The organism is Paenibacillus pabuli NBRC 13638 (assembly GCF_001514495.1).
GTDB classification, from domain to species: domain Bacteria; phylum Bacillota; class Bacilli; order Paenibacillales; family Paenibacillaceae; genus Paenibacillus; species Paenibacillus pabuli.
The window spans coordinates 124,177-141,237 of the sequence record NZ_BCNM01000011.1 but is presented as its reverse complement, the minus strand read 5'-3'; the positions used below and the strand labels follow the sequence as shown (position 1 = coordinate 141,237).

Here is a 17,061-nt window from a genome sequence, read left to right as displayed (position 1 = left end):
CCACGGAGGCCAGTCCAAGCTGCAGAAGGTCGTCCGATGGACACAAAGGGGAGATAGACTTATGAGAGAACAACTGAGTGTACTGGAAAAACGCGGCAATACCAACTGTTTCTCGGAAGCGAATTTTAACCATCTGCTCGTAACGATGAAGGACAGAACCTATCCGGAAGGAACCCATCTGTATTGGGAAGGAGATGTCTCTGACAAACTTTATTATATGAAACGGGGCCGTGCCCAGATCACCAAATCTACGGATGAAGGCAAGGAGCTGATCATGTACATGTATCAATCCGGTGATATGATTGGTCAAGCCGACCCGTTCTTCGGGTCCAAACACAGCTTTTCGGCGGAAGTGCTGGAAGATAGTGAGATCGGAGTATTGGAGCACAAAGACCTTGAGATGCTGATCTGCCAACATTGTGACTTTGCCATCGATTTTATGAAATGGATGGGCATCCATCACCGGTTAACCCAGACGAAATTCCGTGACCTGATGTTATATGGCAAACCGGGCGCACTCTGTTCCACGCTGATTCGGTTGTCCAATTCCTATGGGGAGCCACATGGAGAGCATGTCATGATTCATAAAAAAATAACTCACACGGATCTGTCCAATATGATTGGAGCAACCCGTGAAAGTGTTAATCGCATGTTAAGTGATCTGCGCAAAAAAGATGCGATAGAATATGACAACGGCATGATTGTCATCAAGGATCTAAGCATGCTGCAAGGCATCTGTCACTGCGAATTATGCCCTAACGAAATTTGCCGGATCTGAAGCTTGCCCCATCCTGTAGGCCATTGAATATTCAAATGAAAAAAGCCCATCTTCGATCAAGAAGATTGGGCTTCTATTATGCTCAGGATACAGTGGTCAATTCAAGCTTTACTGCATCACGTGGATTCAACTTCATATCCAAACCGTTTTCCATTAATTCCTTGTCATTCACCATGATCATCCAGCGTTGATTCATTCGGGGAACCACATTTTCGACTGAAACGACAAATTTGTTGTTCTCCGACATTCTCACAATTCCACTGGACTTCAATACGTCACGCACAGTACATTCCTGAACATACACCCCGGCATACTGTCGATTAAGATTCGGCATGATATTGCCGCCGCTCACTTTGAGCAATGTGGTTTGGTAAACAACATCATCGCCTCCACTGTCAGCGGCTTTTACATATATGATCACTTCATCTTTGGCATGAAGCTCCATGTCCCATTTTTCCGGGTCAATATCCTTGCCATTCAGTTTGACAGCCCAGCTGAGTGAAGAATCGAGCGAAACTTCCCCAACGGATTGAATCCGCTTGCCATCTGCCGTAAAATCGACAAGTCCACTGTTCAGCAGTGCTTTCTTGAGCGTCAGACCTTCACTAAAATCTCTCTTAATGGACTTCGTTGCATCAGGCAGAAACGTACTGCCGTCCACAGCCACTGTAATGGTATTCGGTGATTCGGTCTCTTTGACGATTGGCTGTTCGGAAGGCTGCGTCTCACTACACCCGGCTAATATAACCAGAATGAGCAGACATATACCTATGTAACCGGGGATTCTCTTCTTCATGTAGGTAACACCACCCTGCGTAAAATCATTCACCCTGTTGTCCATAACCTCTATTATGACACAAAATTCAGGCAAAAAAAGTGTCAATGCCGTTACTTTTCTTCCAGTGGGGTCTACAGCTGGTTTATAAAAAACAAAGAGCCTGCAAGCAGGCTCCCTTATTTTGGCACAATGCTTCTGATCAAATGTCTCGCGGTTACTGAACGTAAGCCTGCATGTAGGTACGTCCTCCATCTCCATCCTTGAGATAGGGATTAAGTCCGAAAAACTGTTCCTCTGACACATATACACCTGTTAACAAACGGCCTTCAAGCAGTGTCCCATCCACCTGCACGCAGAATGAAGGTGCATCCACATACTCCTGATACAGTGGAATCTGACCGAATGGATGGTGTACCTTGGATACCTTTCCTTGCTCGTGCAGCGGACGTTCAGAGAAATAGGTAGGTACGATGTAACGGGCAATGACATCCAGCTCCTGAACCGTGTAAAAGGTGTCCTCGCCGAGCCACGGCGCGAGCATGCGAATTTTCTCATACTGCGACCATACAATGGCCTGAATCAGCATCTCTGTCTGAACAAAGCGGCCTTCGCCTACATTCAAAAACAGACGCTCTTCATGAAAGGCGGCATCACCCTGAATGCCAATGGAATCGGGTTGTCTCATTTCACATCCGATACATTTCCAGCCTCTTGCTGTCTGAATCCACTTTTGCAGTACTGCCGGAGTCGGTCCCTGACCATTGCGATTCGACGAGTGGGTCTTTTCCTCTGCAAGATCATCCTTAGTCGAATGGGTATTTGCAGTTCGTTTAAATAGCTCCGCAGCTTTTTTGTAGATTAGATGTACCTGTATGGATGCGCTCTCAAGTTCTGCAATATCTTGCTTGCCGTAGCGTACTTCACGGGATAAGCTTTCTTCTCTCATGACAAGTGGCCTCCTCGCTCCGGCCGCCTGCGGCCATTTTATTTTACAATTATACTACAACTCATGACAACATGTGCAGAACCCTTAAGACAAAAACTCCTGATTTCCGTCGGAAATCAAGAGCCTTTGTCCCATCCATTCCTAAGGATTGATCCAGGGTATCTGTAATCTAATCAACCCACTGCTCTGCCCAGTCTTGAATCTGGTTCATGACCGGCTGCAGCGCCTTGCCCTTCTCGGTCAGCTCATATTCGATACGAACTGGCGTCTCGGGGTAGACATGACGGATCAGTATTCCTTCACTTTCCAGATCCTTCATCCGTTCCGAAAGCATCTTGTCACTCATGGATGGAATCAGATTGGAGATATCCTTGAATCGCTTCGAACCACTCATCAACGTTTGAATAATCAGACCGTTCCAGCGCTTGCCCAGAAAAGAAAACGCCGTCTCAAAACGCGGACACATCCGCAGATCTTGGCCTTCCACATTTATCACCTCTTTAGAGATCACTCAACTTACGTTTAGTTAGTATATTTCATAATAACATATTTAGGTCTCAAAGAAAACGTCTGCCGTAAAAAAGTTAAAACTTTATACGCATAACCTAACTTCGATGGTACAACCAAGTATACATTACACAGAACTCATGAACCATGGGAAATATCGTATAACTCCCCTGTTACTATCTATCTTACCCAAAAAGAACCCAACTGCCACAGTCACTGTCGACTTGGAGTTAGGTTCTTTGGTTACCGTTTTTGTCCATTTAAGAAAAAGTAATTTGCGGCTTAGACCAGCACGCCACCAAATGGTCTTACAGGTTCGCTTCTGCCGAATTCCGGCTTGAAGCTGCGGGCCGGATAAGCCCACTTCACTGCATTACTAATCACTTTTAATATGTCCGGATTGTAATATGTCGGATACGTTTCATGACCTGGACGGAAATAAAAGATTTTGCCTTCCCCACGGCGGAATGTGCATCCGCTGCGGAATACCTCTCCGCCTTGGAAGTTGCTGACAAATACCAGCTCATCCGGTACTGGAATGTCGAAGAATTCCCCGTACATCTCTTCTTTTTCCAGTATGATTTTGCCTTCGATCCCTTCGGCAATCGGATGGGACGGATTCACACACCAGACAATCTCCTGCTCATCGGCTACACGCCACTTCAGATCACAGCTAGTGCCCATCAGTGCCTTGAACGGTTTGGAGAAGTGACCCGAATGAAGCACGATCAATCCCATCCCGTTCAGAACGCGCTGTGCAACCTTTTGTGAGATCTCGTCGCTTACCCGATCATGTGCCATATGTCCCCACCATATGAGCACATCCGTGGAGTTCAGCACCTCATCGCTTAATCCATGCTCAGGCTGATCCAGTGTTGCGGTACGAATGGCAAAGCCTTCGCCTCCCAGTCCGTCTGCCAACGCACGATGCAGACCATCCGGGTAGACTTCTCTTACTTCATCGTGAATCTTCTCATGGACAAATTCATTCCAAATGGTGACGTTAATCATATTCAATTTCCCCCTAGTGTAACTCTAAACCCACCACATATCTCCCAGTGGTTCCTCAATCAATACTTGTTGTAGATTTTGCACTGCTTTAGAGAATCCTTCTTCTACCGACATCAGACCGTCTTCATGCTCAATACTTACGACATAATCATATCCAACCAGACGCAGAGCGCTAATAATATCAGCCCAAGTTTTGTTATCGTGACCATAACCGACCGAGCGGAATTGCCATGCACGATCAAGCATGTTTGTATAATCCTGCATATCTGTTACACCATATTTGTTCACGTTAATTGGATCAATGGTTGTATCCTTGGCATGGAAGTGATGGATAGCCCCTTCACGTCCCAGAATGTGAATTGCCTGAACCGGATCAATACCTTGCCACCACATGTGGCTTGGGTCCAGGTTGGCGCCAATGACTTCGCCTGCTGCTTCACGCAGTCTCAGCAAGGTAGCTGGTGTATGCACAGAGAATCCGCCGTGAAGTTCCAGACCTACTTTCACATTGCGATCTGCAGCGAACTTGCCCCACTCTGTCCAATAAGGGATGACTTTGTTCTCCCATTGCCACTTCAGGATTTCCTGAAAGTCATTCGGCCATGGTGCAACAGGCCAGTTCGGATATTTGGCATCCTCATGGTCTCCCGGACAACCGGAGAATGTATTGACGACAGGCACTTCCAGCTTCTCAGCCAATTCGACCGTTTTAACGAAATCATCATGGAATCCTTTTGCAATATCCTTTTGTGGATGGAGCGGGTTACCGTGGCAGCTCAATGCGCTGATCGTTAAACCACGGGATTCAACTGCATTTTTGAAGTTTTTCAATGCCGCCTGGTTACTGAGCAGCTCATCCGGTTTGCAATGCGCATTTCCTGGATGTCCACCCGTCCCGATTTCTACTGCTTTTAAGCCTTTGGATGCTACATAGTCCAGTGCATCCTCCAATTTACGTCCTCCGAATAATACCAAAAATACGCCGAGTTTCAAGTGCGATTCCTCCCTAGATTAGATATCATATAATTGCTGGTTTTATGAACAATGAACTGCATAAAAATACCGTTCAGGATCACATGATTGTATCATTATTGTGGAAAATCAAGAGCTTTTCTATCCTGAAATGAAACACAGGAATACTGGTTATTTCACTGGAAATGACATCCTGTTTTATTCGAAATAAACCGCTTTGCCTGTCTGTGCAGACTCATAGATGGCTTCAAGGATCTGAGTAACCACAATGGCTTGCTCGGGTTTTACAACCGGATCCTTGTCTTCCACAATCGCTTCCAGCCACATTCTGGCCTCACGATCAGCTTCATTTTCAGCACTGCCGGAATAAAAAGCTACCCCGCCTGCGTTCAAATCCACCTTCGTCTCATACAGACGGCTGCGTTTCTCGCCATTGATCCTCAGACCATCCTGCATATCCGCTCCGCCTTCTGTACCGCATAGCAAAGTTTTGGCTTCCCCGAATTCAGCCACGTTCAGCGCCCAGCTGGATTCAATAATAATTGTAGCCCCATTCTCCATCGTCACAAATCCGAATGCAGAATCCTCTACCTTGAATTGTTCCGGGTCCCACGGACCAAAAGCGTTGGCTGCATTTTCACGCTGACCCAGCTTGTGGAATGTTGATCCCATCACACTCTTCGGTTTATAGTTATCCATCAGCCAGAGGGTAAGATCAAGTGCATGTGTACCGATATCAATCAACGGTCCACCGCCCTGTTTTTCCTCGTCAAGGAATACCCCCCAGGTTGGTACAGCACGGCGACGAAGTGCAATCGCCTTGCCGAAGTAAATATCACCAAGCTCGCCTTCTTCACACATTTGTTTCAGGTATTGGCTGTCATTACGGAAGCGGTTTTGATAGGCAATGGACAGCTTTTTGCCTGTACGTTGTGCTGCTTCCAGCATAGCCTGTGCTTGTGCAGAGGTTTTCGCCATCGGCTTTTCACACATCACATGTTTGCCTGCTTCAAGGGAAGCAACCGTGATCACAGAATGGGAGTCGTTGGGTGTACATACGTGCACCACATCAATGCTTTCGTCCTTCAGCATCTCGTGATAATCCGTATATACTTTGGCACCCTCGGCCCCAAATTCGGCTGCTGCCTCTTCTGCGCGTTCTTTGACAATGTCACAGAATGCGATCATTCGGCCTTGAGACTGTTTGGACAGGCTAGGCATATGTTTTCCTTTGGCGATCCCGCCACAACCCACAATGGCGATATTAAGTATTTTAGACATGAACAAATCCTCCATCAGCTGCATATTTTCCAATCCAGTTCATACTGCTTTCGGTGCTTTGCAGTGGCTGATTCTGACACTCATCCTGTTCCGCAACCAGCCCCTGGGCGGCACCTGTTTGTTCTGACGCTTTAGGGGGATTGCAACCAGACCCCCTCTCCGTAAATCCATTAGTGTGATTGTACAACCTCTGACTGATTTTCATCTGTATGGGCTGCTGCTACGGCTTCATACGTGCTCTCTAACTGGATGTGTTTTCCCTCGAGGGAGGAACGCTGGAACGCATGCATCGCTTCAAGTACATGATAAGCAAGCTTGCCACTAGCCTTGTGTTCGCGCCCAGCACGAATGGATTCGACCATCTCCGTCACGCCGATTCCGCGCTCGTTCTGTCTGCTTTCAAAAGCAGGCTTCACGGTTTCCCATGTATCCTGACCGAATCTGCGCAGCTTGACTTCCCCATTGAAGAAGTTAGGGTCCGGTACACTCAGCGTGCCTTCCGTACCGTAAATTTCAATTCTCGGCAAATCCGAAGCGCCCCGGATGTCGAAGCTGGTAATCATCGTTGCAATGGCACCTTCCTCGAAGTCAATGGTTCCTGCCAAATGTGTAGGCGTTTGCACTTGTAAAGGCGTGCCTTCCTTCGGTCCGGAGCCAATGACGCGATCCGTGATTTGCACACCTGCGGAGGAACTGATTCTGCGAATCGGTCCAAGAAGCGTGATCAGGGCTGTCAGATAGTACGGCCCCATATCGAACATGGGTCCGCCCCCAGCGACATAAAAGAACTCCGGATTTGGATGCCAGGCCTCCGGCCCTCCGCCCATGAAGAATGAAGTAGCCGCGATCGGCTTGCCAAGCAGTCCTTCTTCAATGGCCTTGCGGGCCGTCTGAATGCCTGATCCAAGGAAGGTATCCGGTGCCGAGCCAATGTACAATCCTTTTTCCTCGGCCAGCTCCACAACTTTGCGGCCATCCTCGAGAGAAATCGCGAGCGGCTTCTCGGCATACACATGTTTGCCTGCTTCAAGTACAGCCAGATCCGTCATGGCGTGACTGCCAGGAACCGTAAGGTTCAGCACAAGTTCAATTTCATTATTTTGCAGCAACTCATCTACATTGTAAACGTTTGCGATATTAAATTCATCAGCCCGTTCCTGTGCCCGTTCACGGATCAAATCCGCAACCGCCACAATTTCAATTAGGGGGTTATCTTTTAAATTTTCCAAATAAATGGCGCTAATGTTACCGCAACCAATAATTCCTGCTTTCATTTTCTCCACGGTGATGTTCATCTCCTTATGAATGGTGAGAACTGTACTTGCAAAATTGTAATGGATGGTTTGCGGTTAAAGGTTGTGCTGGATGTTTGCGCTTGAATTTAATACTATGGTATTCCGTTTCGGCTTCAATTAAAATGAATAATATGATTAAAACATGAACTATCTGGTCATAATTTTTCAAATTGCAAGGAGTATGCCAATGCCGACTGATTATTCCTGCCAGGTTCTCACAGCAGGCTTTTCGTTTCACCGCAAACCTTATATAGGCTTGCATCCTGAGGGAGTAAAGAATTACCTGATGAGGCTCCAGACAGATGGACGCTGCCGAGCCCGTGTAGACGGCGTCATGTCGCTCGTGGATACGGGTGATCTGCTTCTGTTTAGTCCCGATGAGCCGTATGAACTAAGAGTAGACAAAGAACAAAATCCCATGGGTGAAAGCCTAGTGGAGAGTGGTGATTACCACATTTTCTTCAATGGGGACTGGGTGGATGAGTGGTGGAACCATCACAAGAGACCGAACCGGATCAAGGTGCAGCTGACCGAAAGTCTGCTTACCCTGTTTCGACAGCTCGTACTGGAGCAGCGCCGTATTTCCAATCCCTACCCGGAAATCGCCAGTTATTATATGCGCATTCTATGTCTTGAAGTGGATCGTTTGCTCTCGGAGCATCCGACCATTACGAATACCAACTATGTGGCGTATGAGATTAAAAGTTATATTGAGGAGAACGCTTCTTCTCTATTCAAGCTGGAAGATATAGCTGCGCATATTGGAATCAGCGTTTCACGCGGCGTACATCTTTTCAAAGAAGCGTTTGGCAAAAGTATCATGCAATATACCCTTGATGTACGGCTGAACATGGCCAGGGAACGGATCATTTTCAGTCCGATGACACTTGAACATGTAGCTGAATCTTCCGGCTTTAACAACTATACGTATTTTCACCGGGTATTCCGGTCCCGGTTTGGCATGTCGCCCAAAGAATTCAGGGTCATTCACCGGGAACAGATGTAGTCGCTACATTCTTACGTATTATACGTAATTGAAACTTATTTGCGCGCGGCGATCGCCTCGGATACCACCATGGCAAGATCTTCATTGCCGAACATGGACAAGACACCCAGTACCGTATCGTCCGGAATGTCACCGGCTTCCTCCTTGGACACAACCAGCTTCAGCACCTGCTGCAAACGCTCGTTGCTCAGTTGATCCGGGTAGGCTTGCCGGTACATCTCTTCCGGGTCCAGTCCGTGATTGACACACCACTGGGCGAATACCAGAATCATCATTTCCTCTTCCTGTTTATAGCTTTCAATTACAGCTTCTTCAATCTGTTTGCTGCGTTCCTTTTCATACTCATCCATCGTATTATTCCTCCAATATTGTTTAATGATCATTAGTGCGAAAAGCTCCGTATACACTCCCGCAAGGACTTCTGCAGATTAACTGCGGATAATCTGTTCAGCCAAATCATGACTGTCCATAACGTGACTCGCACTGATGGCACAGTCATCCGGGGTTTCGAGATTTGCCAAAAATTGATCAATCGCTCCCGTGAATCCTCTTCGGGTCCAAATACTTTCCCAGCTGCCAAAGGTTTCCTTGCGTTCCTGTTCACCGCGTTCCTCATACTTCGCTATTTCCATGTTTAGCACTTCTACCGATCTTCCCCCGCCATACAGCTCAAGCTTCTCCATATCCGCTCCTGCTTGGCGCACCATATCGAATCTGCCATATGCCGTTCTGCCCAGCTTGGCTGATCCAGCTGCATGCAACAGACGGTCCAAGTCATTTTTACGTATCCATTGATGGAGCAGCTGCACATTGTGATCCGAATACCATAACATCAGGTCAAGAATATGAATCAGATCGTCATAGATGGTTTCCGCAGCAGGACGATCCTGGATACCTGTCCGATGTTTAGTGACTGTCAGCGATTCAAAGCCTTGTCCAGCCTGCATCCATTCCTTCGCGTTTTGATACAACGGTGCGAATCTCCGGTTAAAACCTACCGCCAGCAGCAGACCTTGTGCTTCAGCAAAAGCGGTCATCTCCTCCGACTCACGTAACGTATAGGACAGTGGTTTATCCACGTACACTGCCAGCCCGCGCTCCAAGCATTGCATAACGATGTCAAAATGAGCTTCTGTCGCTGTATGTACAAACACCGCATCCAGATCCCAAGACAACAATTCTTTCATCTCCGTTGTTCCATTGTTCAATCTATACGTATGCTGTATTTCCTTCACCGGCTCAGGAGAACGGTTCATAATCCCCGTAATTTCCACATGCGAGTGGGCAGTCAACAGCGGCAAATATACTTTACGTGCAATATCCCCGAGTCCGATGATCGCAGCACGGGTTCGCTTGGTTGTTTCCATTATGATCATTCCACCTTCAGATGAGTTCTATATTTCTACGTCCTATAGTGTAACCCTTCAGACAGCAACATGCCAGTGATTGCAGGTGGGGGCGGAACGAATTGTTCATCCTTGGTTGGAACCGTGGTAAACTTTAGAGGAATAGCAAAACAGATTGGAAGCAGTCAGACCCTTTCTGATCTGAAAGGAGCGTTTGGAATTTTGCGAAAATGGTTATGGCTCCTCTTATATGTTTTACTTGCCGGAGTCACGTTTATTTACAGATATGAACTGCTGGCCTGGACGGACTTGCACCAGTCCATCCCGCTTTTACTCGCCATGGCGACATTGTTTGCTCTTGTACCCGTCATTCCATACAAGATCGTCATCATTGCCTTTGGCTATAGTTATGGTACTGTAACAGCAGCCTGGATCTGCTGGCTTGGAACCACGCTTGCTGCACTGCTGGTATACATGGGAGCAAGAACGATATTCAGATCTCAGGCCAGATCCTATCTCGAAAACATCCGAGGTTTGAATCGATTCACGACCTGGATGGAAACTCATCCCTTCATGGGTGTTATGTCATTGCGTCTGCTGCCGATTGTCCCTCAAATGGCGGTCAATATCTATGCAGGCATTACCTACACGCCATTTTGGGTCTTTATGCTGGCTACCGCGATTGGCAAATTGCCTGCGATTTTTGTTTTTGCCTATGCAGGTGCCCAAGCGGACACATCCATCTGGCTGAGTCTGCTGATCCTTGCCGGATATCTGCTGCTTATGGCAGTTATATTGCTCTTGTTTCGTTTGCGTACGCGTAAAAAGATATGAATCGAAGGTTCAGAGGCCATTCTGTCCTCCCGCTTACGATCCGGCTTGGTTGACTTGCCAATTCAGGATATAATAGAAGAGTAAGCCATATTCTTGTGTTAACAAGTTTCAATAAAACCGTAGATTGCTGGAGCGAGTGATCGAATTGGAGCAACTTTCAGCTTTGGACGAATGTCCAAAACAAGAGGAGCAACAACTCGAACAGGCGCGCTGGATCTTCATCAGAAATGGAGTGAATATAGCATGGAACAACAAGCAATTGAAAAAGCAACTTTTGCAGGAGGATGCTTCTGGTGTATGGTATCCCCCTTTGAGGAATTGCCCGGCATTCATAAGATTGTATCGGGTTATACAGGCGGACACACCGAGAACCCAACCTATGAGGAGGTCTGCTCGGAAACGACAGGACATGTAGAGGCGGTTCAAATTACGTTTGACCCGGCCATCTTCCCTTATGAGAAGCTCGTTGAGCTGTTCTGGCAGCAAATCGATCCAACAGATACAGGCGGACAATTCCATGACCGCGGAACATCTTACCAGACAGCCATCTTCTACCACAGTGAAGAACAACGCCAAATTGCGGAAGCTTCCAAGGCAGCTTTGGAGCAAAGTGGACGTTTTGACAAACCGATCTTCACACCGATTTTGCCAGCGAAACCGTTCTACGAAGCAGAGGAACATCACCAAAATTACCATCGCAAAAACCCTGCCCACTACAAACGGTATAGCAAAGGTTCTGGTCGTCAGGACTTTATCGAGCGCAACTGGTCAGGCAAAGTGGATAAAAGCGATCTGAAAGAGCGTCTTACACCGCTCCAATACGAAGTGACACAGAATAGTGCGACTGAACCGGCGTTTCATAATGAATTCTGGGATCACCACGGGGATGGAATCTATGTGGACATCGTGTCTGGTGAGCCGCTGTTCAGCTCCACTGACAAATACGATTCCGGCTGCGGCTGGCCAAGCTTCACCCGTCCATTGCGTGACTACAACGTCAAGGAAAAAACGGATCTCAGCCACTTCATGATTCGTACCGAAGTGAGAAGCCGGGAAGGGGATTCCCATCTCGGTCACTTGTTCAATGACGGCCCTGCTGAAGCTGGGGGCATGCGTTATTGCATCAACTCCGCGGCCCTTCGTTTTGTACCCAAAGAAGACCTTGAAAAAGAAGGATATGCCGAATACGCCGTACTGTTTAATTAAGTAATGGTTTAATGAAGCAACGGAATTTAATGAGATGCTAACGAATCGACCGCACCCTAAAAGGACAATTCATGTGGAATGCAAACTTGAGGGAATTGGAGCTATTAGCTTGTGCTCCGTTCGTTAGACATTAATTTAGACTAAAAAGGGGCTTCCCGTCATGTTCATGACATATGGGAAGCCCTTTTTCTTTTGCTTTTTTGTATATAGTTTGAAACTGGCTTACATCGAACTTACAATCCAACCAATCCAGTACGCGAATGGAATTAGTAACAGCTGTGCCAAGAGAGTCCCGAATAGACGGGATACGAGCATACAGCCATAAATCTGATTCATTCGGTCCAATCGGATCTCACCGCGCAGTGATTTGTCACTGAGGAGAGAAATTCGCGGATCAATCAAAATCGTCAGCAAAATGGTAGCAATTCCGTTAATCAATCCAGTCGATTGAGATGCTGCAACAGCCTGCCCCGGAAAAAGATAGGCAGCGTAAAGACTGGACAGAACGCCAGTTGTATAAATTGCTGTCACCGCTACATTCAGCATCATTAGCCGTCTTGGCATTCCGTGCTGTACTAATCGTTTGGCCATCTTCCATGATGGCGGGGTAATGTAATACGCTGCGTTCCTAATCTTGCTCCGCTTCAGCATACCGCGAACCATCACCGGAATGGAGCCGGCTGCTTCAAAATGCACGACCATTCTCGATGCGAGCTTCACCATGGTTGGGAAACATAATATAGCTAGAGCTGTCCCTACAGTAGCCGCCCCCATAAGCCAGTGCAGCTGCGCGGCAAAGTGCGGATTCCCTCCACTCGTCGCGGTATCCACCAGATTGCCCACCATCGGTCCTTGCGCCATATTGGAAGTACGGGATACCAGCAGCAAAATTCCGGATAGAGACAGAGCCAGCGCTATTCTGCGAGTACGCAATCCCCCAAGGCGCAGCGCATAGGACAGACTGTCAGCGGCATGAATAAGCATCGTAAATAGCATCGGAATGGCCAGACTCAGACTAAACATATGTAGATCTCCTTATCTTCCTCTAATCGTATTTTGTACTTTTTGGATATGGGAGTATTATACTCCTCGTCCATATAAAAGTATAGAAAAGGTCAAACCATCTCTAACAAAAAATGTGAGATAGCTACGACTTATGCATCTTGTCCCTTCCAAAATATACGTTTATCCATCCCTCTACAGGGTAATATAAAACTAACTTACTACTTTACAGGAGGGAATTACGATGCCGTGGAACAAACAGGATTATCCGGTTTCCATGAAAAATCTGGAGCCTCGTGTCAGACATAAAGCCATTGATATTGCCAACGCACTGCTGGATGACGGATACGAGGAAGGGCGCGCCATAGCGATTGCTACGGCAAAAGCAGAAGAATGGGATGAGAATCATCCCACAACGAAAAATTCGAAGCAGGATCCGAAACATTCTCCATCAGACCATAGATCGGAGCATGGAAAATCCTCATCGGAGCACCGTCATTCCGAGCCGGTCTCTTCTTCCAAAAGCCATGACAATATTCATGTCGTCCCTACGGACTCCGGCTGGGCCATCAAGGAGGAAGGGAAATCCAAACCTCTCTCCACGTTCCATACCAAAGCTGAGGCCGTAGATGCGGCCAAGGAAAAGAGTGAAAAGCAGAACATCCGGGCTATCATTCATAATGAAGATGGTCAGATTGCCTCTTCCATCAAACCTTGAGTTCATCTGTGCTATAGATTGATGGATTAGGGAACATACCCTGTTTGTCCGTCAACCTGCTGATCTGACAAAAGCCCTTTTGTGGCTGATGGGAGCTCATTCCCATCAAGCATGCAAAAGGGCTTTTTTGTAAGACAAAACCACCTAACCTGAGATCGTTCATTCAGAAGTAAGGTGGTTTGGTACTTTAATGTGATACGCCTCTAGCCACCGGAGCTCGTTGGGAAGCACCGCTGACTACTTTAGCTGCAGTTGATACGGGCAGCTTCACAGCTGAGGTCGTAACCGTCCGGCGAGCCGGGAAACTGACCATGTACGTAATCACTTTGCTGGCAATCCATACGGCCAGAATGGTATATAAAGTTTCTTTTACCGGTAGAAAGAAAAGCGACAATCCAAGTACAAACGCATCGCTGACAAAGAAAACCGTTCCCAGCTTCCAACCCTTCCAGCGGCTAATGAGCACGGCCAGAATGTCATCTCCGCCTGTCGCTCCTCCGAATCGAAGCACCATACCAGCTCCCACGCCGGTGATAACACCGGACAGGACTGCCGGAATCCACAGATTGCCGTGAAACGGAATGACCAGGGTAGAGTATCGTTCAAACCCGTCATAGAACAATGAGAATGCGGCCACACCCAGCAGTGCCTGGATCATGAACTTCCAGCCCTTGATGAACCAGGCCAGAATCATGACTGGAATATCCAGCAGCAGCATGCCGATCGCAGGTGATAAGCCTGTCGCGTATTTTCCAAGCAGGGCCAGACCGACAAATCCGCCCTCCGATAAATGATTCTGAAAATTAATGTGATAGTAGGCAAATGCCAAAATAAAGGTTCCGAGCAGCATAATGGCGAACTTTCCCGCCTCTGTCTTAACTTGTTGTAAGGTTAACGATGTTCTCTTCATTCAGGTTCCCTCGCAGTTTGTAAAGGTTGGTTTGCACCGACCGTACCCTGCAAAAGGCAAGCCTGGAAGAAATCATCGTATTTGTCCTTCGAATAGTATTCATTCCAATCCCCTCTTTCGCAGAGTCAGCCGTTTTATTCTTTACGGTGATGTACTCTACAAGGGGCGCTAAGTGTAAGAGAGATCGTAACGTTTCCAGATCGTCCTTGGGGAGATTATCCTTCGGGAACTCATGGTATCCTGATCCTTTCTGTCTGTTGGTGGTTAGCTATGCTTGGTTAAACAAATTGAAATATTACACTATGCACAAAGTCGAACGTCTGATATCACACTTAACCCACTTCGATTGCAGTACTCTCTTTCGATCGCTGTTATCCACGAATTTTTCTGATCCCATATTTCAAATGGGAAAATTCGTTGAATAGCTTATGCTTTCGAAGTAGCTTTCTTTCAGAAAGCTTTCAGGCGAACGCTTCGCTTCTACAGACGGGTTCTGCACTCTTCGTTCCTGTGTGAATGTAAGTTCAACATGATTCAAAACGTGTAATCGTTCATTCTGCTTAAACACCAAAGCTAACTTGCTTGTTCTTCTATTATATAACACCGATGTGATTGGGTCGAAACAGCAGACCCTTCAAATACACGCAAAAAGCACACTCTGGCCTGCTTGAGCCGTCAAACAGCCACACCAGGACAAGCTTCTCTAACGAATGGTGCTACCTGCTCCTTCATTCTATGACTGAAGCTTCCAAATATAACTGTCCAGTCACCCAACTGTGACAATTTGGGTCCATTTTTTATTTTTGCGCGGATTTTAAAGGAATCATCTCCCTCTTGCACATACACTATAGCAAACGTAATCGGCTTAATCTTGGTCCATCTAAACGTTTCCAGACTTACTCTGCTGTTTATGGTATAATATAACAATTGATTCCCACTACCGTTTAAGCGAGGCGGATTGATGAAAACGTTAAAGCCAAGAGTCTTTATTGGCTGCTCGCTGGAAGCGAAGCCGATTGCAGCCGCAGTACACGAAAACTTGCGTTTCTCGGCCGAAGTTACCCCTTGGTACTCCGGAGTGTTTAATCCAAGCAGTTATACCATGGATGATCTGGAAGCAGAAGTACGTACGACTGACTTTGCCATTTTTATTTTCCATCCGGATGATATATCCAAAATTCGCGGGAAGTACTATGCCTCTGTCCGCGATAATACAATGCTGGAAATGGGTTTGTTTATGGGTCGCTTGGGACGAAAGCGTATTTTTTTCATTCTTCCTGAGGATATTACGGACATCAAAGACGCTTCCAAGATCGAAGGTTTACGCATGCCTACTGACCTGCTGGGCTTAAATCCACTCGTTTATGAAATTCGTTCAGACGGGAAATGGGCGCCAGCCGTTTCGGTGGCTTGTTCCAAAATCGCAGACAGCATTGAAGAACAGGGACGCTGGAGCGATCCTGAAGTGGAAAAAATTCTTGAGTCGCATAAACGGACTGAAGGAGAAGCGCGGCTGCAACTGCTCAAGTTGCTGCGGTTCTTTAGGGAATTGCTGCGCACCCGCAAAGCAGATGCCAAGATGCTCGAACGAATGAGCGATGCACTTCGTACTGCCTTTGTCTCTCACCCCCCATTTGCCGTGCGCGGGACTGCCATATACCGGACAGATGACAGTGGTCATATTGAACAATTATGTGGTAATGTGGGGGAACCGGGAAGAAAATATAACTTGTCCGCCAACGACGACAAACAGCCTGATGATCCGAAGCGAATTCTGGTTATTGATTCTTATCGGGAGAACAAAATCAAGATCAATCTCTACGACGACTACCTTGAGAAAGAGTATCTGCTATGCTATCCTGTAGCCAAGAGGTATGTCATTACAGTCCACATTATTGGACATATTGAAGCGGATGAGGCGATATTTCAGCAGATGGATTTGGAGAACCGTCATCTGTTCAACGCCATCAACGATTTGTTAGGAGGCGAACCGGAATGAAACCGGAAACGAAAAAAATAAGCAAGCGCTGGGGCAGCGAGAAAAAGGTACGCCTCAGTTCTGCGCCCGAATCATCACGACCGGTTCCGGAACCCAAGGAAGAAGATCGTTTCCACAAACCGGCCGTACCGCTGACAACGATTGGCCCTTCGCTGAAGGGAAAGGAAAAACCTTACAAAGTGATTCTGGAAAAAGAGGCTCTATACGAGAAGCCTCAGTATCTGGCTTAACCGCTTTATGCTCATATACAACTCTGCCGTCTGGTTCGGCAGATGATCTGGCCCCGCCGCCCAAGGCAGGGGCTTTTTTGTGGCTCTTTTACAAAAGGAGCTGTTCTTCCCGGCCATAGAGCTACGATAAGCTTTTCTCATTCATTTTTTTGTAATTTCTGATGTGATACATTTCTTCCGATTCATTCCCATAACTACTTCCGTAATAGCTTGCATCCCATGAGGTCGTTTCTTTATGCCCT

18 protein-coding genes are annotated in these 17,061 nt (G+C 47.1%); 7 read left to right on the top strand and 11 right to left on the bottom strand.

Translation table 11 applies throughout. From position 1 onward, the window contains the following. Positions 1 to 61 precede the first annotated feature (61 nt). The gene (locus PPA03S_RS16190; protein ID WP_062324333.1) at positions 62 to 778 is read left to right on the top strand and encodes a Crp/Fnr family transcriptional regulator; all 717 of its coding nucleotides are present in this window, start codon (positions 62 to 64) and stop codon (positions 776 to 778) included. An 82-nt stretch (positions 779 to 860) separates the two neighbouring features. On the opposite strand, the gene PPA03S_RS16185 is transcribed toward PPA03S_RS16190, so the two are convergent. From PPA03S_RS16185 to PPA03S_RS16150, 7 genes are all read right to left on the bottom strand, one after another. Continuing rightward, complete coding sequence (locus tag PPA03S_RS16185) at positions 861 to 1,574, bottom strand: hypothetical protein (protein ID WP_062324332.1); 714 nt, start codon at positions 1,572 to 1,574, stop codon at positions 861 to 863. Positions 1,575 to 1,770: 196 nt separating this feature from the next. Then, positions 1,771 to 2,502 carry a hypothetical protein gene (locus tag PPA03S_RS16180; RefSeq protein WP_062324331.1) on the bottom strand — a complete coding sequence of 244 codons (732 nt, stop codon included), beginning with the start codon at positions 2,500 to 2,502 and terminating at the stop codon, positions 1,771 to 1,773. Positions 2,503 to 2,671: 169 nt separating this feature from the next. After that, complete coding sequence (locus tag PPA03S_RS16175) at positions 2,672 to 2,968, bottom strand: winged helix-turn-helix transcriptional regulator (RefSeq protein WP_148565210.1); 297 nt, start codon at positions 2,966 to 2,968, stop codon at positions 2,672 to 2,674. A 323-nt stretch (positions 2,969 to 3,291) separates the two neighbouring features. After that, positions 3,292 to 4,020 carry a ThuA domain-containing protein gene (locus PPA03S_RS16170; RefSeq protein WP_062324330.1) on the bottom strand — a complete coding sequence of 243 codons (729 nt, stop codon included), beginning with the start codon at positions 4,018 to 4,020 and terminating at the stop codon, positions 3,292 to 3,294. A 24-nt stretch (positions 4,021 to 4,044) separates the two neighbouring features. Then, positions 4,045 to 5,013, bottom strand: coding sequence for a sugar phosphate isomerase/epimerase family protein (locus PPA03S_RS16165; protein WP_062324329.1), 969 nt, complete (start codon positions 5,011 to 5,013; stop codon positions 4,045 to 4,047). Positions 5,014 to 5,190: 177 nt separating this feature from the next. Beyond that, positions 5,191 to 6,273: a Gfo/Idh/MocA family protein gene (locus PPA03S_RS16160; RefSeq protein WP_062324328.1), complete on the bottom strand. Its 1,083-nt coding sequence runs from the start codon at positions 6,271 to 6,273 to the stop codon at positions 5,191 to 5,193. 170 nt (positions 6,274 to 6,443) lie between these two features. Continuing rightward, positions 6,444 to 7,556, bottom strand: a complete 1,113-nt coding sequence (locus tag PPA03S_RS16150) for a Gfo/Idh/MocA family protein (protein WP_062324326.1) — start codon at positions 7,554 to 7,556, stop codon at positions 6,444 to 6,446. A 199-nt stretch (positions 7,557 to 7,755) separates the two neighbouring features. Here PPA03S_RS16150 and PPA03S_RS16145 point away from each other — a divergent pair, with 199 nt between their 5' ends. Next, complete coding sequence (locus PPA03S_RS16145; RefSeq protein WP_062324325.1) at positions 7,756 to 8,574, top strand: AraC family transcriptional regulator; 819 nt, start codon at positions 7,756 to 7,758, stop codon at positions 8,572 to 8,574. A 35-nt stretch (positions 8,575 to 8,609) separates the two neighbouring features. Here PPA03S_RS16145 and yxiS read toward each other — a convergent pair whose 3' ends face one another. Together yxiS and PPA03S_RS16135 are read right to left on the bottom strand one after the other, a co-directional pair. Further along, positions 8,610 to 8,924: a protein YxiS gene (yxiS, locus tag PPA03S_RS16140; RefSeq protein WP_062324324.1), complete on the bottom strand. Its 315-nt coding sequence runs from the start codon at positions 8,922 to 8,924 to the stop codon at positions 8,610 to 8,612. Positions 8,925 to 9,002: 78 nt separating this feature from the next. Next, positions 9,003 to 9,941, bottom strand: coding sequence for a Gfo/Idh/MocA family protein (locus PPA03S_RS16135; protein ID WP_062324323.1), 939 nt, complete (start codon positions 9,939 to 9,941; stop codon positions 9,003 to 9,005). Positions 9,942 to 10,142: 201 nt separating this feature from the next. Here PPA03S_RS16135 and PPA03S_RS16130 point away from each other — a divergent pair, with 201 nt between their 5' ends. Together PPA03S_RS16130 and msrA are read left to right on the top strand one after the other, a co-directional pair. Then, entirely contained in the window at positions 10,143 to 10,754 is a 612-nt protein-coding gene (locus PPA03S_RS16130; RefSeq protein WP_062324433.1) for a TVP38/TMEM64 family protein, read from the top strand. A 243-nt stretch (positions 10,755 to 10,997) separates the two neighbouring features. Beyond that, entirely contained in the window at positions 10,998 to 11,960 is a 963-nt protein-coding gene (gene msrA, locus PPA03S_RS16125) for a peptide-methionine (S)-S-oxide reductase MsrA (RefSeq protein ID WP_062324322.1), read from the top strand. Between the two features lie 222 nt (positions 11,961 to 12,182). Here msrA and PPA03S_RS16120 read toward each other — a convergent pair whose 3' ends face one another. Next, positions 12,183 to 12,983, bottom strand: coding sequence for a lipid II flippase Amj family protein (locus PPA03S_RS16120; protein ID WP_062324321.1), 801 nt, complete (start codon positions 12,981 to 12,983; stop codon positions 12,183 to 12,185). Positions 12,984 to 13,206: 223 nt separating this feature from the next. On the opposite strand from PPA03S_RS16120, the gene PPA03S_RS16115 reads away from it, so the two are divergent. After that, positions 13,207 to 13,680, top strand: a complete 474-nt coding sequence (locus PPA03S_RS16115) for a DUF2188 domain-containing protein (RefSeq protein WP_062324320.1) — start codon at positions 13,207 to 13,209, stop codon at positions 13,678 to 13,680. A 187-nt stretch (positions 13,681 to 13,867) separates the two neighbouring features. On the opposite strand, the gene PPA03S_RS16110 is transcribed toward PPA03S_RS16115, so the two are convergent. Beyond that, positions 13,868 to 14,590 (bottom strand): YitT family protein, encoded by a 723-nt coding sequence (locus tag PPA03S_RS16110; protein ID WP_053784366.1) that lies wholly within the window; start codon positions 14,588 to 14,590, stop codon positions 13,868 to 13,870. Between the two features lie 961 nt (positions 14,591 to 15,551). Here PPA03S_RS16110 and PPA03S_RS16100 point away from each other — a divergent pair. After that, positions 15,552 to 16,589 carry a nucleotide-binding protein gene (locus tag PPA03S_RS16100; RefSeq protein WP_062324318.1) on the top strand — a complete coding sequence of 346 codons (1,038 nt, stop codon included), beginning with the start codon at positions 15,552 to 15,554 and terminating at the stop codon, positions 16,587 to 16,589. Further along, the gene (locus tag PPA03S_RS16095) at positions 16,586 to 16,819 is read left to right on the top strand and encodes a hypothetical protein (protein ID WP_062324317.1); all 234 of its coding nucleotides are present in this window, start codon (positions 16,586 to 16,588) and stop codon (positions 16,817 to 16,819) included. Before PPA03S_RS16100 ends, PPA03S_RS16095 begins: the two co-directional genes overlap by 4 nt. Positions 16,820 to 17,061: the final 242 nt, after the last annotated feature.